We start from the raw sequence: 19,754 nt of genomic DNA on the forward strand, positions 1-19,754 counted from the left end.
CTGGCGCGCCGCTGCCGAGCTAAGACGAGCCGGGTGTTCGCTTGCGGTCGTGGAGAAGGAGCGCTCGAGTATCTCGACGCGGACCCGTCGGGCCCTCGCTGTCGCCGCCGAGGTTACGGCAGGTTGCGCCCTCTAACCAGCACCGAGATTCATATCGAATTGATAATCTGCTCGACCCCCTCCACGACGGCGAGGGCTTCTTGGCGCGACACTCGCTTCCCGCCGTGAACCGCATCATTCCGAAGCTTCGTCCAACCCAAGACTTCCTTATAGTTCTCCGGCGCCATGCCTTCTTTAGCGGCAACCTCGAGAAGCTGGCGTATCGACATGGGGCGCCGCAGAGCTTCTGGAGCCGCTTCATTCAATCGCTTGCTCAATGCTAATTCGAGAAGTGTCATAGCGGCAATCACCGCTGCTCGATACTCTTTGGCATCCAAAAGTCGCCGAGGTTCGTCAAGTTGTGCAAGGCCCATTTCGCTCGCGATGGCCTCGAGCGCTTCAGCGATTTGCCACACAAACTGGTTATCATCTGATAATTCATAGGGCCGCCGAATAGCGACTATGTTGCGAGCAGCCCCCTGCAACTGGGCGAAATCGGTGACGACCGGTATTATCCGCAAGGGCCTGCGGTTCGGGCGCGCGGCCCCCTCCTGCGAGCGCGAAACGGCAAGGCCGAGTTCGAATTGTGTGAACGACGAGGTCGCATCGACGACCATTACGGAAGCCCGGTCAATAAGCGTATCAATTTTTGCGCTGACGCTTTCCCCGAGATTGATCACGTCGGCGGCCGTAACCGGCACGAAGCCGACGGCTTCTGCAAGCGGAAACACATTCTCACGATAGAAGGGGAGCACCTCCAACGGCGTCGAAAAGAGACATAGCCTGCTCATTGCATCCCGCGGCAGCAAGAATTGCTCTAGCGGCTTCTCCTCTGTCGGTTTGAGCGTTGGTCCCGCATGGTCGCGCCGATATTCCCGCAATTCGGCAAAAGCTTCTGCGAGTACTTCGCCGTATTTCTCGCGGGGGCCCGGAAGATTGACGACCTTAACACCACGGCGCTCGAACCTTGCGATGTCCCCTGGGCGAGCGTTCACCATGATGGCGTAAGCCATACGCCGTGTCTTACCCAAGCGACTTGCTACCAAGTGCCAGATTTGACGAAAGTCGGGATCGTCTAAGCTGTAACCGATAAAGACCGCAGTCTTGGTAATAAGCTGGTTTGCTAAATAGGTCGCGATGAGCGGATAGTTAGTGAGGAATCCATCGTAATCCGCCTCGGTTACCACAAGCCGCGTCGGATGACGAACATCGCCGTGCAATTTGAATAGAAGAGTGCCTGAGGCTCCGATGTTAATCGACAGCTGATCTTCGTCCACCACCGGATGCACTGTTCGATTATCTTGGCGGTCGAGGTCATACTGCCTCTCGAGTAGGAAATCGAAGTTGGTCGTACAGACGATGTCGAACGGTAGACTGCAAAACTCTTTGTGCGCGGGTCCCGGTTGAGCCCGGTTGATGTGTAAAAGTTCTGCGAGACGCTCTATGAGACGCGCCCTGCCAAATTCATGCTCGTATGCAGAAATGCCGTCCAGCACGCTCGTTGGCGAATAGTCCAGAAGCTCGTCGGCAAAAGCTTTGCCCAGCTCGGGCCATAGAGGCATCTTTGCCGGAGGTGCCAATTTTGCATTCAACGACATGCCCGCCCCGATGACGGGCAGCCATCGGCCACTCACTAAGTCTTCCAGAAGCGGCTTCGGGAAGTGGACGAGATGCTTTGGCGCCATCTGGGCAACTCGAAATTGTACAAAACTTTCAAGCCCCCATTAAGGTGATAAAGGGTCCCATTCAAGAGATTTCACTTCGAGAAAGCAGGAACGCTGGCACGACCGGCAGCGTTGCGTGTCTGTCCTTGTGCTCGGCGTTCACCCGGCTACCCCCTTTGGAAGGCGGATCACTCGCCGAAATCCTTCCGTTGCCGCAGGGCCACCAAGTGGCTCCGCTTGTACGCATAGCCCCTTACCTGCGAACAGTCCCTTCATCGCATGTACCGCTCAAGCTCGTGTGCTGGTATCGCCATCGGTCACCACGGTTCACGGGATTGCTGATGAGCTGCATACGAGGGGCATAAGCGCTCCACGGGGAGACACATGGCACCCCACGGCCGTCACGCGCCTCCTCGCGCGGCTCTCGCCATAGAGAGACCCACGAGCGCGGGATGCCTGATCGCATCTCAGGCTCGGCCCAGGGCGGCCTCAGGTTTGATTTGGGGCCCCTTTTGAGGGATCTACGGCGCTGGAATTGGCCGTCCCTCGGCTTCAAAGGAGCCGGCTTTCGCTGCCAGCGCCTGCCGAGCTGAAACGAGCCGGGTTTCCGTCCCGAGATTCGCAATCGCGGCCTGCCCCCCAAACTGGCGTTGTCCTCGGGCAACCGTCTTCTCTCTTGATGGATTTGGTGTTGCCGCTCTTGTATTTGAAGGACGATGGTGACGTGAGCCATTTTCCTCTTGGGTTCGCTGTATGGCAGATGCTGATATACCGACATCGTGGGCTAGTGCCGGCCGTAGTGCTCTAGGTAACTCTATTTGGATTCTGCCTCTGGTGGCTTTTGAAAGAGTAGTCGAAGGGCATTTTGGTCAAGCCGGGGTAGCTTTGCTGGCTTGGTTGGCTGCGTTAGCAATAGCGGTCAAACTACATTTGCTTCATGACTTGATTTCGGATGGAGAAAGGCAGCGACAGTTGTTGACCTGGGCATTGATTTTGGGTGGCGCGCTCTTGATCGGAACTGGTATTTATCGATTGTCGTTCCCAAGCGTAGCCGCTGGTGACACAGATTTGTCGCAAGTGGATGACCTCAAAGGTCAACTTCGGAATGAAAGAGACAACAGAGCTGTGGTTGATCGTCAACTAGGCGACACGCGACGCGAGTTGCAAGCAACTATCGCTCAGCGCGACGCACTTCAGGCGGAAATAGAGCGCCGAGGGCGACAAGCACTCTCTGCTACACAACCTAGACTTAAGGCCGCGGCTGGACCTGTCAGCTGGAATTTGGACGTCGGAAACCAATTGATCGTCGCGAGCGGCAGCGGCCAGACTGCGGTGGTGAATGGCCTTATCTTTCAAGGAAAGAGCGAAGCGCCTCTGCATTTCAAAGAGGCTTACCTGATCTCTGCACTCACAGGTCACAAGGTCCAGCTAAAAGCGAATGTTCAGCAGCTCGGGACTTATTTTCCAATTACCGCAGTGGACGTTCCCGCAGACGCACCGGTCCAGCTTGACTATATTTTCGATCCGGCACTTTCAGTCCGAGACTTCTTTGATCAATGGGGAAAGTTTCGTTTTGTTGTAGTTTATGAGGACGCGCAGTCTTTCGAGTATAATTTTTCCGAGGATCAGGTCCGGACGCAGGTTCAACAAATGATCCCGACTGCTTTCGGCCCGCGAGTTACGCCGCGAGAGCAAAAGTGAAGCGGACGCCTTCACTGCGGGCGCCGTCTTGGCTGGACGCGCGGGTGTCCCTTAGGTTTCCCAATGGCGTCCCGTGGTGTTCGCACGTCTCTTTCTGTTGAAGACGGTTCCCACTCGGTTCCTGTTGGATGATCCTATTTGCTTGAACGTATGCTCTGCGGGTGTCTCTTGCGGCCACCTAAGGGGATACTGGGCACCATGATTGAACAAGTGCGAATGACGCGGGTAAATCGCATTGCCGCAATGCGGCTCGGAAACGCCCTAGCGCCGCTTGTTCGTCTTGACAGCAACATGGCCTTCCCGAGGTTTCACCCGCGGCGCGCGATGGACAATGGCGCACTCCGACAATCGCGAATACTCTGGTGCGAGGCATTGGAGGCCTCGATAGCCGCATGAATTGGGACGGATTGCACCAACATCCCCTCGCCAACGCGTTGCGAGCGGTCTTTTTCCAAACCAACAACACGGAGTATCCGCACGCAACCCACGGCGGGACTTTATTCATCGTGACGTATCGTGGACGGCCCTACGGAGTGACCTGCGAACATGTCTTCGGTGACTTCGATCCCAACATGCTCCACGTAAGCGCGCGGGCCGAATTGAAACCAGGGCAGCTTTCAGCACGGCTCAAGAACCTGGGTTTCGCCAGTAACCTAGGCGGCGCAGCGGTGGGCTCTGACTTAGGTGACCTGTGCATCATAGAGTTTGCCGATGATCTAGCCCCCGACTTTTTCGGAGACACTGCTTATCCCATTGAGGACAGAACAGTTGGTAGTAGCGAAGCTGAACACGACTTGTTTGCGATTGGCATTCTGAAGGAAAAGTCTCTGTTATTGCCTAACGGCAATTTTGCCGTCTGTGTATTGCCCCTACGTGATCGAGGTCGCACCAGTGATCTGCTCTTGCGGCAGGCGAGCGCGCGATACAGTGAGACAGAATATAAAACCATCACCGGGATGAGCGGCGCACCGGTATTCGACCTGACAAAGCAAGTCCTGTGCGGAATGGTGATACGCGGCAGCTATCGAGACGGCCTTTGCGAGGTGCGTTACCTCGACGTCAGGCACATCGTGAGCTTGATTCACTCAATCCACACCCGCACGCCGCGGGACTTTTACTATGTGTAGACGCGCCGGTAGGCGTGGTTTTTTTTTGGGGCCCCGTTCATGGGGACCTACGGTGCTGCCATTTCACACTCACCAGCTTTCAAAGCACATGGCTTCGTTGGCCGGCGCCTGCCAAGCTGAAACAAGCCGTGTGCTCTCCCAAAGTTTCCCCCAGGGCCCCGACATTGAAATCTCAAGACAATTTCGAACTCATCAATGACTTAGCACCCCTACTTGGCGGATTATTACACAGAGCGCCAAGTCGGCCTTGGCTCCCAACGTCTTTCCTTCACCCCACCACCGCACAACAAATCGATTGCTAGACCCACCTAACGACCTCACCCCTTCAACGTCACTTCAGGCCCCCGATTTCAAGCAGGTACGCCGCTATCTCCGAACGCTCCAGCAACGCGAAGCACTTGGCCAATTCATCAAAGCAGGCTGGTCCCCCGCCCAACTCGGGGAATACGCGCGCACCCTGTACCTCGTGCCTGGGCAGACAAAGCCCACGGCAGTGAGCTATCGATTCATCATCGAGAAGGGTCCCGACCACGCGACGGCCAAGGAAGCCTTAGCCACCATGCGGGCTCCCGGTTACGTCATGCCGCCGTTCGATAGGCCTGCGCCGCAGCACTATGATTGGGACGACCCCAACAACCCGGCACACAGCGCAGAAACGCGAAGTGCAGTTGAAACGCTCGCTCGTGGATACATGGCCGCTTATGACGACAGACAAGGCCGGCCGCGGCGAGGGCCCAGTACTCCTATCCGGAAAGGGCTTCTGAAGAAGTGCTTCCGCGAGCTTTACACCAATAACGCCTTCGGGCTGCGGACAGCGAAATAACGCTGCGCCGCACACACCCGATAACGCACCTATTCTCACCTAATCTATTGCTGACTGAATGCCATTAGAAACTGCTACCTACATCTCTGACTTAGTAACCTCTAACCCCGCCCACTCGGACGGTCTCAATGCCGCAGACGCTCACATGCGTCTCATCAAGAGCGTTCTGAAGAATACCCTAGGCGGCGCCGGGCTCCTCGTGAATGCCACAGGCAACCTGCTCCTGCAGGCTGACGGTAGCGCCACGGCACCTGCCATCACGTTTGCCAGCGAGCCCACGTTGGGCCTCTACCGCTCAGCGCCGGGCACCATTAGCGTTGCAGGCGGTATGCTTGCTGTAGTGCCAGTTGGCTTCATTGGCGACTTCGGCATGGCCTCGGCTCCCTCAGGCTGGCTTGCTTGTGATGGTCAAGCCGTTTCGCGCACGGCCTATGCCGCGCTGTTCAGTGCCATAGGGACCACGTGGGGCGCCGGTGATGGCAGCACTACCTTCAACGTGCCAAACCTGATCAACCGCTATCGGCGGCACAGGGACGGCTCAACGGTCGCTGGCAGCGTAGGAAACCTACAGGCTGCTGACACCGCTCCGCATACACACGCGGTGAACGGCAACACCAGCAACGAGACGGCAGCGCATTCGCATTTCTACAGCGGCACCACGGGTGCTATGACTGCGAACGCTACCCATACGCACGGTCCTGGCGGCTCCGGGGTGTCCGCTTGGCGCGAGTACGGCGGATTTCAATCAATCACGTCAGGGGGCGCCATCATCGGCATCCAAGTCAACAACGGCACTGACGGTTCATTCGCTCTGACTGACACGAACACCGACCACGGACACCCGTACAGCGGCAACACGGGAACGGAAAGCGCCAACCACGCGCACGTTATCAACCTGACCTCGACGTCCTATGGTGGCACTGAGACGCGGCCTCTGTCAGCGACGCTGCTCACCTGCATCAAAGCCACCTGACGTGCCACAGCAACCTTGGTTGGCCAATGCCGTGCACGTGATTTCCGACGCCATCAGCAGGCACGGCCGTGTTGCGCTGCTCTATTCTGGCGGCCTCGAAAGCTCGCTGCTGTTGCATCTTGCCGAACCCGAGCGCGCTAGCATCACCGCGTACACCGTGCGGACAGGCGCGGAATTTCCTCACATGGTGGATTTCATCGACCGCAAACTAGTGGGCTGGGATCACCGCATCATCCGCACGGACCTTGCGAAGTCTTTCCGTGAGTTTGGCATCCCCGCTTCTGTGGTTCCGATTGAACACAATCCAGTCACGGCCTCGATGCTGAACGCTGAGGAGCGGTCGCCGCGAATTGTCCCTTGGCCGGCTTGCTGCCTCAAGAACAGGTCGGTGCCGGGCTGGGAAGCAGCCAAGGCGGACGGCCTTACTGCGGTACTCTACGGACAACGTGCCGGTGACTTTGCGAAGCCGGAGCTTGCCTCATGTCCAGGTCTTGAGATTGTCGCGCCGCTGTGGGCTGTAACACGCGCTGAAGTGCAAGCGGCAATCGATCATCTCAACGTTGAGCTTCCCGAGCACTACAGCGAATACCCGTCATCCCTCGATTGCTCCGTGTGTCCGTCCTCTCTCACCACTAAGCGGCGGGCGTGGATGGCAAAGCGTTGCCCTGAGGCCCTCTCGGTGGCCGAGGGACTGCATAACGAGGTGACGAAAGCCGCCTTTTCTGCTCTCGACGGCGACAACACCAAGAATGCTTTCGTCGTGACATAGGCGGACGGCGTTTTCTTAAGCAACTATCTGTTCAAGATAGTCCCCTTTCGGGCACCCATCGGGTCTGCGCTTCGAAGCCTGTGGTTCACTCAGGTTTCCAATAAAGCTAGGAGAGAACCACATGTCCGAGGCGATAACCGAACCAAGATCATACTTGACGCGCGCCCATCGCATCATTGCGATGCGGCTCGGAAACGCCTTGGCGCCACTCCATCACCTCAATAGCAACATGCGCATGCGTGTCGTGCTTATGTTTATCCTCGTGTCGCAGGAAGACGGCCTCACGGTGGGTGAATTGGCGAAGCGTTGCGGTGTCTGGAAAACCCTTGCCTCTCGCTACCTGAGCGACCTGGGCATCACCAATAGGCACGGCAAGCCGGGTCTAGGTCTCGTTACGATTGTTCAGCAGGTGTATGGCGACCGACGCGAGAAGCGCGTGTATCTGACCGAGCGCGGCTTGGAGATACTTTGGCAGATGAGAGCCGCCCTCACCGAGTCGAGGCCCCGAGCCCGGTTCTGACAGGCAGCCCGAAGATACACCCTTGGATCACCTGGGCGACCCCAAGTGGTACCCCAGCCTTGCCCCTGCGCGGTCTCTCGGGGTGTCGCGCGTGGTGATCCTTCGCGCCGGCATCCGGGTTACATAGGCTAGCCTGGGGCGCGCTCAGGCGCGATACACCAAGCTAGATAAGTCAACACCACGGAAGAATTACACTGAGTTAATCTACTACAACGCTCCACAAGAGGCCCGTAGTGACTCTTAGGAGGCTCTGTGGTGCGTGTTATTTCAACCAAGGCAAGTTAGCTCTGAGGAGGCTTACCGAATCCCTGAGCGTCCTACGGGCTCCTGAGCCCGCTTTGCTAATAAGGAGAGGCTCTGCCCCTCCCGCTTTGCGACTTTACGGGGTGCAGTATTGAGCGCTGCGCTCGAATAGCCCGGCCACCTGTGTGGCCCTAGTGGCAACCCAAAGAATGGGGTGCAGACCTCTATAGGGTATCTTCTTTAGAGGTTCCCCCCCCATTTCCGACTCCGGAATCCAATACCTACATGCTCGACTTTATCGGCCTGCACGAGGAATACGCTCTCGTGTCGCCGCAGACCTTCGTGGACCGCGTGTCCCACGAGTGGACCACATCCTATCACAACGTGCCCAGTGCGTCCCTAAGGAAGCTGTGGGCCTCCATGGCCAGCACTTATCAGGAGGCCATCGTAGACACCGCCACTGGTGTCACTCCGCGGTGGCGCGTCCTGTGGCCCCCAACCGGCTCAGGGAAGACCTTGGGAGCCAAGGTGTATGCGGCCCTCCAGGCTGAGCAGAACGCCGCGGCGGCGAAAGATAGGAAGCCCGTGGGTATCCTCATCGTAACCCGGCTGATCGCCCAAGCTGACGAGATGGTAGCGGGCATCAACGCTCTCGCTGGCCGGCAAGTGGCTGTGGCAGACCACACGGACCATCGTGCCACCAATGAGCAACTGAGCACGAGCGCCGTGCTCGTTATCACCCATCAGGCTTACGTGAACGCCACGCAAACCCTCACCAGCACCCAGGCTGGAAAGTGGGAGCGTCTTACGCACTGGCGAGGCGGCCGGCGTCTCTTGACCATCGTGGACGAAGCTCTCTGCAACGTCATTGAGGAAAGCCAAGTGAAGGTGGACCGCCTCGGCCAAGCTATCGGATTCATTCCATTTGAGCTGCGCACTATCCACGCTGCAGAGGTGGAGGCCTTGGAGACGCTCTACGTGGACCTGGGCCATCATGCTGGCGTTAGTGCCGGCTTCGGAGGTGGCGCGTGTATGGCTTGGGGACCGGAGGGGGCTGCGCACGGCCCCGTGAGCCTAGGTCCCCTTCGAGCGGCGATGCTTGGGCTCCCCTACGACAACTACATTGGCAAGAATGACGCTACCGAGCGCAACCGGATTGCAGGCCAGATAGACAAGACGCTAGCTGCAGCGGAGGCGGTGTTGGACCAGTACGCATACTTCGCGCTGAAAGGTAAGGAGCCCACACTCAACTCATCAGCGCTGGTGGTCCCTCTCGATGCTCCTGGCCCCGTGGTGCTCGACGCCACAGCACGAGAGGATTTCATCTACAAACTCATGGAGGACAGGGCAGTCACTATCCCAACACCCTCCGGAGTGCGCGACTACAGCAGCGTGACCCTGCGAGTTGCATGGACACGCTCCGGGATCGGCAAGGGCACCATGGTTGAGCGCGCAAAGACACGCTTTCCACGTCTCATTCAAGACCTGACACAACGCCTTGGTCCTGAGCGTAAAGTCTTCTTCTGCGTTCACAAGGCGGTTGAGCATGAGTTGCCTGAGGCCTCCGACCTTCCATTCGCCAAGGTCGCCAAGGCCCATTGGGGTGCCGTGGATGGAAGCAACGACTATGCCGACTGTGACGCGGCGGTGATATTCGGCCTTCCCTTTCGCGATGCGACAACGTGGCCCAGTAACGTGTTCTTCGCGCTTCAAGGCGTTCAGGGCGATGACTGGCTCGATAATCCTACTTGGAACGGCCAGCTGAATTTGCGGGAACACATGGTGCGCCGGCAGCTAGCCGCGTCCGTCATTCAAGCCATCAATCGTATCTGTATTCGTCGGGTCACTGACGAGCACGGCGGATGCCCTGCAGCGGACGTGTTCATCGTGCTGCCATCAGGCGACCGCGGAAATGATATCCTTGCTTCCATTCGTAGAGAGATGCCGGGCATCAACGTTGCTGATTGGCCCTTTGATCCCGATGCAGGCCCTAAGGCTCGGAAGCGCGGCGCTGGGACGCCTCATGGGCGTCTGCTAACCTTCATGGAGAACCGGGCCCCAGGGCGGACCTCGCTGCAGGTTGTTGCGCGGGAATTAGGCCTGAAGCCGAATGCGAAGAAGGAGCTGCAGAAGTACCTGCGTAACGAGAACCATCCGACCACCCTGGCCTTGAGAGCGATTGGTGTAACCTACGTTGTTAGCGGCAAGGGCAGGGGCGGAAAGAGCGAGCTGGTAAAAGCAGCGTAGCGACAAGGAAGACATGGGCCGCACACAGGTATCCTTTGGGAGCCCGCGTGCGGCCTTTTTTCATCGCGGCGGCAGAGGGTCCAATACATCGAGAATATCAACCCTGAGCAGCTCTGCGGTTATCTCAGTCCAAGCCTCCAGGGCCAACCCGGCTGACAGGCAGCGCATGTACAACCGCACAATGGCCATAGGAGCGCGGCTCATATCCCAGCGGCTCCCGAACCGAATTAGTGTCCATGCAAGCTTGACGCTCTTTGCGAGCAGCGCAGTTGTGAAGTGTCTCGTGATGCTAGTCCCAAACATGTGGCGTCCCTATGTTTCCCCAGTGAGCACCGCGCCCCCTGGTGGCAGTGTCGCGTGTACGCCGTTACAGCCCCGCACCATTGGACACGCGACATGTCCGGTGCGGGGTTAGAGGTTCAGCTCAACTTGTATCGGGGGAATTTCTTGAGGGCCTCGGCCATGTCTTCGGCTGTCGGCTGTCCGTACTTCCTGCCTTCGCTCGCTGGAGCGTGGCCCGTGATTGCGTCGTGCACCTTCTCGGTGATCCCTACGCGCTCAGCAATTTGCTTGAACGTGTGTCGCCAAGCATGGGTAGGGCTCAACTCGGGGTCCGTAACACCCAGCACTCGCACCCACTCCGCCAGCTCGCCGCGGACGTTACCCGCCCTGCTTCGACTGGGGTTCATCGGATCACTGCTTGCGCGGTGCGCAGTCTTGTCATCATAGAACAGTGCGCCCTTGCCTACCGAGCGGACCATTTCAAGGAACCCTTGCGCGATGAGGTGCTCGTGGAGCGGCACTACACGAACCTTACCGGTCTTGATCGTGCCAGCATCCGGCATGAGCTTCATGACATGGAGGCCGCCCCGCTTCTCGATGTCCGCGCCACGGAGCTGGGTCACCTCTCCAGCGCGCGCCCCTGAGTAAGCACACAGCCACGGCACCCATCGCTTTGCGCGCTCCAAGGGTGTCTTGGGCGACTTGATAGCGCTTGCCGCGCGGAGGATCGTGCAGGCTTCCTCCTGAGTAAACGCCTTTGTCTCGCGACTTCTGGCCCTCTTGGGAACATCAATTCTGACTTCAGCGAACGGATTTCTCCGAACGTGCTTGTGTTCTGCGCCCCAGTTGAACACTCGCCGAGAAGAAGAAAGCCAGACCTCGCGCACAGTCAATGCGGAGCGTTCTTCGGTAACCAATCCGCGTACCCAGGCGCGTGCGGCTTCCTCGCTGATTCCATTGGCGCCGACTTCGGCGAAATGCCGTTGCATCTCAAGAAACACAGCGCGCCAACGGCTGACTGTGTTATCCGCGGGCTGAACAGCCTTCACGAATGCTTCGAACAAATCCCAACAGCTGATACCTGAGCCGCGCACGGGCCCATCGGTGAATGCTGGGAAGCTGTCCGGGGTGTCGTCAGGGGAATAGTCGCCGTTGGCGCGTCTTTCGAGCAGCGCTATGGCCGGCAAAAGACTGTCGCTAACAGCATCGACAAACAGCGCATAGGCAGTGGCGTTGAGCGCCCTGCCCTCGCTTGCAAGGAAGGTGGCCACGCGCGCCAGCTCAGCAATTTGCGGCCGTACTGCCTCGCGAACTTCAGGCGTCTTGGCCCATTCCCAAGTAGGATCGGCCTTAGGGTCCTCGTGGTAGCTATCGGGCGCCTCGGGGTAGATCACGTTCCATACGATGTGATCACTCATCTCCCGCCAATGCTTGGCCGGGCCTGGGTCATCCTCGTGCTGACCAACGAACCATTTGTACCACTTGCCTGCGAGAGCAAGGGCATTGAGCCTCGTGAGAGGTTGGCCTTCACCATTTCGCTCGGCACGCAATGCGGCGATGCGAGTTTCTACTTCAGCTAGCCACTCTCCGTGACGCGTCTTTGCCTCGTGCTTCGACGTTCCGGCAGGTAGCTTAAGCTGCGCTTCCGAGCGCACGCCGTAGAGGCGCTGGTACGCGTCTTTGACATCGGCGGGGATAACTTTACGCGCAAAAAACTGACCGTTCTTTAGACGATTGAGCCCAGCCATCTTGAATGCCATTTGTAGCGCCTTTTGTATTTTAGGCGGCACAAATACGTTAGGTCTATCAGTAAGATGCTGAGATTGTGGGGCAATTCAACTGTGTGGTACAGTTGGGTGGGCTCGAACCACCGACCTCCTGTTCCACAGACAGGCGCTCTAACCAACTGAGCTACAACTGCATCCTGACGCACGGCCCCGCAAAAAGGGGGCGGCGATTTCGGCGGAAACTAGGTGCAACGCCCGCCTTTGGCAAGGCCGTAACGCGCTGATTTCCGCTCTTATCTCGGGCCAATCCACGGCCCCCGTCCAGCAAAAAGGCCCGGACCGCATCGGCCCGGGCCTTCCGCTATCTCATGCAGGCTGCGATCAGGCGGCCGGCTGCTGGTAGAACTTCGAGGCGCTGGCCTTGATCGGCTCGGCGGTCTCGGTGGCGACCTTCTGGCCGAGCTCGGCCAATTCCTTGGCCTGCGCGGTGTAGGTCTCGAACTGCTTGCGGGCGTGCGAGGTCCACAGCTCGACCGCTTCGGTCGGCGACTTCACGCTGAACAGCTCCTGGGCGAAGTCGAGCGAGGAGGTGGTGTTGGCCTTGAAGAACTCGATCAGCTTGGCCGAATACGCGGTGGCGCCCTTGTTCACCGAGGTGAACACGGCTTCGACCGTCGAATTGTGGGTCTCGGCAGCGTCCTTGAACTTGGCGTAGCTGTCGCGGGCCTGCAGCACGCCCTTTTCGGCGAACGCGCGCATCTGCTCGGGAACCTCGAACGGGATGATCGAGGCGGAAAACGGATCGGACGGGTTGGTCATACGTGTAATCCTTCGCAACGGGTGAGTAGATGTGACCATTGCGGACGTCCCGGAGACACAAAGGCCGGGAACGTTGAAATGGATCACGCTGCCTTGATTCACGGGAGTGCCCTTCGTCGGGCGCGCCTAATAAACACCCATATCATGTCAATTTTGTGCAACGCAACGTAAGATCGCGTGCGACGCCACATTTTTTATGTGGCGGAATATGGGATTACCGCGCCCGGCGAGGGTTGGGCCTGCCGCAGTCGGCCCGGCTCAGCTCGCTCTCATCAGCTCTCCGTCAGCTCTTGGGCTTGACCGCATCCATCGCGGCGCGGCTGACCGCCTGGCCCATCTCGCTGGCCTGCTCGGCGAGCGAGCGCATCTGGCCCTGCACATATTCGCTGTGCAGCCGCATCACCTCGGTGAGGTCCTTGGCCTTGAGCAGCGACTGGGCGTAGTCCAGCGACGATTGCACGTTCTTCTCGGCGTAGGACAGCGCCTTGGTGGAAAGCTCCTTGGCGCCGGCGCGCACCGTGGCGTTGCGCTCCTCGATCTTGCCGGCGGTGTCCCTCGCGTTGGTCACGAACTGCTCGAAAGCCTTGCGCGCCTGATCGAAGCTCGCCTCCGCCATCGACCGCATGTCCTTCGGAATCTCGAACTTGGGGATCTCGAAATGGTCACGCCCGTTGTCGCTCATGGTCGCTCTCCCTCGCTTGGTGGTCGGCCCGCCGGTTGGCCTTGCGGGCCCAAGGTGGAATACAAGGCAGAATACAAGGTAGAATAGACGGCAGAACATATCGCGGCACTGCAATCGCAGGTATGACGCGGCGCCGCCCTGGCTCCGCACCACGCTGTCGCAGCTGCCTCTCTCTACCCCACAACGCCAAACGGCTGTGGATCGTTCAGCCAAGTTAACGTTATCCCGGCTTAAGCCGGGGCACGCTGGCCGCGGACATGGACCTGCCGCCCCCCAGTTGCGATACTAACCTTCTGTTAAGGCTGTCGTCCTGCGGCCGCCGGCGCTCCGGCAAAGCTAAGGAAGAAGCCAAACCATGCGGTCAAATCTTGCGTGATGAGTGACGCGGAATTCCAGATCCAGGCGCTCGGCGACGTGCGGCTGGCGGACCATGCGACGAGCGGCCTGCCGGCATGGCTGTGGTCGGCCGACGGCGCACGGATTCTGTGGGCCAATCCGGTCGGCGCGCAGGTATTCGGTGCCGCCAACGGCGCCGAGCTGGCGAAGCGCGCCTTCGGCCCGGCCGATCCGCATCGCCGCCAGGTCGCGCGGCTCGGCCCGAGCCTCGACGCAGGCGGCGCGGTGCGGCTGGAGCGGCTGCGCGGCTTTGGCGCGGCGCCCGGCATGCTCGCGACCTGCGGCTGCAGGCGGATTGACCTGCCCGACGGCAGCCACGGCATCCTGATGAGCGCGCTCAATGCGATCGGCCGCAACATGCCGCTCGCCGAGCGCTTGCTGCGGCTGGTGCAAGGCTTGCCGCGTCCGGCGGCCGCCTTCAACGGCGACGGGCTATTGGTCGCAACCAACGAGGCGGCGCGTTCGCTGCCCGGCCTGCACGATCTCACCGAAGCCGGCCTCGATGCCGCGCGCAACGAAGCGCTGGCGCAGGGCCGCGCGGCGGCGAGCGTTGCGATCGGCCGCGTCGTGCTGCAGCGGATCGGCCACGGCGCCGATCGCGCGCTGATCGCGCTGATCAAGCCGACACCGCATCTCGCCGCCAAACCGGCGGCACCGATCGTGCCTGAGCCGGTTGCGCCGGAGGCACCGGTAGCGGCAGCAGCGCCGCAAGAGGCCGCAGCCGTGGAGCCGCCGCCAGCGCCGGCCGCCGTCGAACCGCCAACAACGCATGAAGAAGTCCCCGCGCCCACAAGCGAAGCACCGGGCAGCTTCACGCTGTTCGATGCGCTCGACCCGCAGTTGGAAGAGCGCATCGCGATCGAGCCGATCGTCAGCGCGGCTGAATCCGAGCCCGCGGGCGCGGCTCCATCTCCCGTGTCGGAAGAGACGCACATCGAGACCGCGCCCGTCGAGGCCGCGGCATTCGACACCACGCCGGACGAAAGTCCCGCCGTCGAGGAGCCATTATCGGAAGCGCTGATCGAAGTGCCCGCTGAGGGACAGGTCGAAGCGCCCGCGCACCCTGCGCCATCGCTCGCGTCGGCCGAGCTGACGCATGCAGAGCAAGCACCGGTCGAGACCACGCCTCTCGACACCACGCCAGACGAAACTGCCGCGGTCGAGGAGCCGCTGTCGGAAGCTCTCATCGAGGTGCCCGCTGCGGCACAGGTCGAAGCGCTCGCAGCTGCGCCTACGCCCGCTCTCGAAGAGACCGCACACGCGCCGGCTCCAGAAATATCGGCGCCACCGGCCGAGCCCGTGCCCTCGCCCTATGCGATCGCGGATGTGCCACCTCCGCCGCCTGCCGCCGAGCCGGCGCCTGCGACGCTGGCGCCGGTGCCGCCGCCATCCTGGCTCGACGAGCCGCTGCCGGTGCGGCGGCATCCGCTGCGCTTCATGTGGCAGATGGACCATGAGGCGCGCTTCTCGCTCGGCTCCGACGAATTCACCCGCCTGATCGGCCTGCACACCGCGGCAAGCTTCGGCCGTCTCTGGAGCGATATCGCCGAGAGCTTTGGCCTCGATCCCGAGGGTCGCGTCCTCAAGGCGTTCGCCAGCCGCGACACCTGGAGCGGCATCACGCTGCATTGGCCGGTCGACGGCGGCGGCCGGCTGCCGGTCGAACTGTCCGGCCTGCCGGTGTTCGATCGCAACCGGAATTTCGCCGGCTACCGCGGCTTTGGTGTGTGTCGCGACCTCGACGGGCTTGCGCGACTCGCGGCATTGCGCCGCTATGAGTTCTTCAGCGGCTCGATCGCGCCGCGATCGCTGTCGGCCGATGTAGCGCCCGCGCTGCGCACCGCCGCGCCGCCCGGGCCCGCCGCGCCGCATGATGTCGCTCCGCCGCCCGACCCGACCGCAGCACCACCCGAGGAATTGACCGAACCGAGCGCCGCAGAGACTTCACACCAAGCCGATCCGGATCACGCCGTGGAAACGCCGCAAGAAACGAAAGGAGGAACGCAGGAGGAAACGCACGACGTGCGTCACGACCCGCCGCAGAACGTGCTGCCGTTCCGGCTTGCCGGCGATACGCGGCCGCCGTCATTGACGCCGGTCGAGAACAACGCCTTCAACGAGCTCGCCCGCCAATTGTCGGCGCGGCTCGAGAGCGAGGCCGGCCTCACCGCGACGACGAACGAGCGCGCCACCACGGAGGCCGTTGCCGAGGAGCCGCCCGCCAGCGAACCGCCGCAGGAGGCGGATACGCCGCGGCCGCAAGAGACGGTCGCGCAACTGGAGACGCCGGCCGAGGCGCCAAAGGCGGGTTGGCTCGCCGCGAGCGAACCTGCACCCCGCGGAGAGTCCCGCCGCGACCGCGCACTGCTCGACTTGCTGCCGGTCGGCATCCTGATCTACCGGCTCGACCGCCTGCTCTATGCCAACCACGCCTTCCTCGCCCGCATGGGCTATGACAGCCTGCACGCGCTGGAAGCCGCCGGCGGGCTGGATGCGCTCTATGTCGAGCCCGGCGTCTCGCAGGCGAGCAGCACGTCGGGTACCGGCACGCCGGTCACGATCTCCGCGAACCAGAACGCGGACGACGGCGCGCAGTCCGTGTCCGCAGAGGCACGGCTGCACACCATCACCTGGGACGACGATTCCGCGCTGGCGCTGATCTTCTCGCGCACGCTGGACGAAGACGCCGCGGTCGCGGCCGCTCTGTCCGATCCGGAGCCCGATCACGAGCCCGATCCGGAGCCTGTTGCTGCCGCCGAGCCGGTGCTTGCGCCACTACCGCCGCAGGCCGGCCACGCCGACGCCGAGGAGCTCGGCGCGATCCTCGACACCGCGGCCGAAGGCATCATCATGTTCGATGCCGAGGGCAACATCCATTCCTGCAACCGCAGCGCCGAGGCGCTGTTCGGCTATGACGGCGACGAGTTCATCACGCATAATCTCGCCGACCTGTTCGCGCCGGAAAGCCAGCACGGCATCTTCGACTATCTCACCAGCGTGAAATCGGCCGGCGTCGCCAGCCTGCTCGACCACGGCCGCGAGACGCTCGGCCGCGTCCGCCAGGGCGGCATCATCCCGCTGTCGGTGACGATGGGCCGCACCCGCGCCGACGGCCCGAACTTCTTCGCGGTGTTCCGCGATCTCTCGCAGACCAAAAAGAGCGAGGGCGAATTGCGCGAGGCGCGGCGGCTCGCCGAACGCGCGGCGAACGCCAAATCCGACATGCTGGCTCGGATCAGTCACGAGCTGCGCACGCCGCTCAACGCTATCATCGGCTTTTCCGAGGTGATGATCGGCGAGCGCTTCGGCGCGCTCGGCAACGAGCGCTATGTCGAATACATGAAGGACATCCGCGCCTCCGGCGAGCGGGTGATCGCCATCGTCAACGACCTGCTCGACCTGTCGCGGATCGAGACCGGCAAGCTCGACCTCGCCTTCACCAGCCAGAACCTCAACGAGATGGTGGAGAGCTGTGTCGCTGTGATGCAGCCGCAGGCCAACCGCGAGCGCATCATCATCCGCACCTCGCTCGCGCACACGCTGCCGCCTGTCGTCGCCGACGCCCGCGCGTTGCGCCAGATCACGCTGAACCTGATCGGCAACTCGATCCATCTCGCCAATGCCGGCGGCCAGGTCATCGTCTCGACCGCGCTGTCGGATTTCGGCGAGGTGATGCTGCGCGTGCGCGACACCGGCCAGAGCCTCAACGACAACGAGGTCGCCGCCGCGCTCGAGCCGTTCCGGGCGCCTGCGCCATCCGATCAGGCCGGCTCCGGCGGCGTCAGCCTGTCGCTGACCAAGGCGCTGGTCGAAGCCAACCGCGCCAAATTCCAGATCCGAACCGGCGGCCGCACCGGCACGCTGATCGAGATCGTGTTCTCCCACGCCGCGGCAAGGGTGTGATTGGGCGGGCGCGCTCCGTCGCCCGCGTTAGGGACGCACTTGCGGAGGGGCTCCCTCCCCCCTTGCGGGGGAGGGTTGGGGAGAGGGGTGGCCACACGGCACGCTCTCTCCGTGTAATATTCTTCAACGCCACGCGGGCGAGATTGTGAGACCGACACTCACCTCGATCATCTCGCTCGGGGCCACCCCTCTCCCCACCCTCTCCCACAAGGGGAGAGGGAGCCTGACAGGCGTGCTCACCTCACGTCGTTCGAGCCGCGCGTACACCTGAGTACTGCGGGAATCTGTCGCGCTTGATCGGCGCGGCACGGCATAGATCTTGCTGCAATTCCGATTGTTTGAAATTCATTATCTTCCGAACCCAGCCCGCTTTCCGGGCATCTGGATCTGGCGGATGCGCTGCCTCGTCGTCGCCGACTTGCATTATTCATTGCCGCAGTTCGACTGGCTGCTGGCGGCCGCGCCGCAATTCGATCTGGTGATCTTCGCCGGCGACGCGCTCAACCTCGGCTCGGCGGTCGATTTCCGCGCCCAGATCGTCGTGGTCACGAAATACCTCGCGCGCCTCGCCGGCCTCACGCGCGTGATCTTCTGCTCGGGCAATCATGACCTCGACGAGCGCAACGCAGAGGGCGAGAAGGTTGCGCGATGGGTCGCCGCCGTCAGGGAATTCGGCGTGGCCTGCGACGGCGACAATCTGACCATCGGCGACACGCTGTTCACGGTGTGCCCGTGGTGGGACGGCCCGATGGTCAAGGCGCGGATCGACGACCAGCTGCGCGAGGCAGCCGCCATGCCGCACCGCCGCTGGGTCTGGGTGCATCACGCCCCGCCGGCGGATTCCCCGATCAGCTGGGGCGGCAAGCGCTTCTTCGGCGACGTCGAGCTGCTGCGCTGGATCGAACGCCACCACCCGGCGATGGTGATCTCGGGCCATGTGCATCAATCGCCGTTCATCCCGAACGGCTCGTGGTTCGACCGGATCGGGACGACCTGGGTGTTCAATACCGGCCTGCAGCCCGGCCGGCCGCCGGTCTACATCGTGCTCGATCTCACCCAGGAGAAGGTTTTCTGGCTTGCCGCCGGCGACGCGCAGATCGTCGATCTCAACGCCCCCCTGCATCGGCCGGCAACGCCGCTCGGCGAGGCGCCCGACTGGCTTACATCCTTGGATCGGATTGCCGATCCGAGCCTGGCGCGACCTGCATCGGCGGCAGGTTGATCATGCTCTGCAGCACTTCGCTGACCATCGCCAGATGGGTGCCGTGATCGGCATATTGATGCATCAGATCGGCAAGATAGGTCGTGGCGACATGCAGCCGTTGCGCCAGCAGCTGCGCGATCAGCAGCGCCAGCGCAGGCTGCTCCCGCAGGAACGACGCCGCATCGTCGAACTCGTACAGGACGCAGTCGGACGCCGCGCGCACCTTTGCGCTGTGCGGCCGGTCGAGCAGAACACTCATCTCGCCGAACACCGCGCCGGGCTCGTCGATCACCGCGACCAGACTGTCGCCCTTCACGACCTCGACCTTGCCCTCGAGCAGCACGAACAGATGACCTGTCTGGCCGCCCTCCTCGATGAAATCCGTGCCGGCCGGCAGGCTGCGCCTGCTCCCGCCGGTGCAGTGATCAAGGATCGCCCGCATGCTGTTTCGCCTCCGTCTGCTGTCAGACTAGGCGGAGATGCGGCCGAGGTGAACGGGATTAGCCGGGCGGTCTGCCCAAATTGTCGGCAGGCCATGCGGGCGGAGCGGCGTGCGGAGGCGGAGACATAGTCTC

Annotated in this window: 13 protein-coding genes and 1 tRNA gene; 8 read left to right on the top strand and 6 right to left on the bottom strand. The window is 61.6% G+C overall.

The features are described from left to right. Positions 1-149: 149 nt before the first annotated feature. Positions 150-1,784, bottom strand: coding sequence for an SIR2 family NAD-dependent protein deacylase (locus tag ACOIX3_RS36355; RefSeq protein ID WP_420966825.1), 1,635 nt, complete (start codon positions 1,782-1,784; stop codon positions 150-152). A 732-nt stretch (positions 1,785-2,516) separates the two neighbouring features. Between ACOIX3_RS36355 and ACOIX3_RS36360 the strand changes: the two genes are divergently transcribed. The 6 genes from ACOIX3_RS36360 (at position 2,517) to ACOIX3_RS36385 (ending at position 10,166) form a co-directional block, all read left to right on the top strand. Next, positions 2,517-3,464, top strand: a complete 948-nt coding sequence (locus ACOIX3_RS36360; RefSeq protein ID WP_420966826.1) for a hypothetical protein — start codon at positions 2,517-2,519, stop codon at positions 3,462-3,464. A 392-nt stretch (positions 3,465-3,856) separates the two neighbouring features. Then, positions 3,857-4,591 carry a hypothetical protein gene (locus ACOIX3_RS36365; RefSeq protein WP_420966827.1) on the top strand — a complete coding sequence of 245 codons (735 nt, stop codon included), beginning with the start codon at positions 3,857-3,859 and terminating at the stop codon, positions 4,589-4,591. Positions 4,592-5,559: 968 nt separating this feature from the next. Next, positions 5,560-6,387, top strand: a complete 828-nt coding sequence (locus tag ACOIX3_RS36370) for a phage tail protein (RefSeq protein ID WP_420966828.1) — start codon at positions 5,560-5,562, stop codon at positions 6,385-6,387. 19 nt (positions 6,388-6,406) lie between these two features. Beyond that, on the top strand, positions 6,407-7,156 hold the full coding sequence (locus ACOIX3_RS36375) for a phosphoadenosine phosphosulfate reductase family protein (protein WP_420966829.1): 750 nt from the start codon (positions 6,407-6,409) through the stop codon (positions 7,154-7,156). Positions 7,157-7,277: 121 nt separating this feature from the next. Then, positions 7,278-7,676, top strand: coding sequence for a hypothetical protein (locus ACOIX3_RS36380; protein WP_420966830.1), 399 nt, complete (start codon positions 7,278-7,280; stop codon positions 7,674-7,676). A gap of 528 nt (positions 7,677-8,204) precedes the next feature. Next, positions 8,205-10,166, top strand: a complete 1,962-nt coding sequence (locus ACOIX3_RS36385; RefSeq protein WP_420966831.1) for a hypothetical protein — start codon at positions 8,205-8,207, stop codon at positions 10,164-10,166. Positions 10,167-10,585: 419 nt separating this feature from the next. Here the strand turns inward: ACOIX3_RS36385 and ACOIX3_RS36390 are convergent, their stop codons facing one another. The 4 genes from ACOIX3_RS36390 to ACOIX3_RS36405 all read right to left on the bottom strand — a co-directional run bounded on the left by ACOIX3_RS36390 (position 10,586) and on the right by ACOIX3_RS36405 (position 13,676). After that, positions 10,586-12,208 (bottom strand): hypothetical protein, encoded by a 1,623-nt coding sequence (locus tag ACOIX3_RS36390; protein WP_420966832.1) that lies wholly within the window; start codon positions 12,206-12,208, stop codon positions 10,586-10,588. A gap of 84 nt (positions 12,209-12,292) precedes the next feature. Next, positions 12,293-12,369: transfer RNA gene (locus ACOIX3_RS36395), tRNA-His, on the bottom strand. A gap of 187 nt (positions 12,370-12,556) precedes the next feature. Next, complete coding sequence (locus ACOIX3_RS36400; RefSeq protein ID WP_092123552.1) at positions 12,557-12,994, bottom strand: phasin; 438 nt, start codon at positions 12,992-12,994, stop codon at positions 12,557-12,559. Between the two features lie 283 nt (positions 12,995-13,277). After that, entirely contained in the window at positions 13,278-13,676 is a 399-nt protein-coding gene (locus ACOIX3_RS36405) for a phasin family protein (RefSeq protein ID WP_229199309.1), read from the bottom strand. 375 nt (positions 13,677-14,051) lie between these two features. On the opposite strand from ACOIX3_RS36405, the gene ACOIX3_RS36410 reads away from it, so the two are divergent. Together ACOIX3_RS36410 and ACOIX3_RS36415 are read left to right on the top strand one after the other, a co-directional pair. Beyond that, complete coding sequence (locus ACOIX3_RS36410; protein ID WP_420966833.1) at positions 14,052-17,975, top strand: PAS domain-containing protein; 3,924 nt, start codon at positions 14,052-14,054, stop codon at positions 17,973-17,975. A gap of 394 nt (positions 17,976-18,369) precedes the next feature. Beyond that, positions 18,370-19,197 carry a metallophosphoesterase family protein gene (locus tag ACOIX3_RS36415; protein WP_420966834.1) on the top strand — a complete coding sequence of 276 codons (828 nt, stop codon included), beginning with the start codon at positions 18,370-18,372 and terminating at the stop codon, positions 19,195-19,197. On the opposite strand, the gene ACOIX3_RS36420 is transcribed toward ACOIX3_RS36415, so the two are convergent. Further along, positions 19,136-19,621 (bottom strand): cyclic nucleotide-binding domain-containing protein, encoded by a 486-nt coding sequence (locus ACOIX3_RS36420; RefSeq protein WP_092123548.1) that lies wholly within the window; start codon positions 19,619-19,621, stop codon positions 19,136-19,138. The two genes, ACOIX3_RS36415 and ACOIX3_RS36420, sit on opposite strands and share 62 nt — an antisense overlap. Between the last annotated feature and the right edge of the window lie 133 nt (positions 19,622-19,754).

It is taken from the genome of Bradyrhizobium sp. B120 (genome assembly GCF_049075665.1).
In the GTDB taxonomy this organism is placed as follows: domain Bacteria; phylum Pseudomonadota; class Alphaproteobacteria; order Rhizobiales; family Xanthobacteraceae; genus Bradyrhizobium.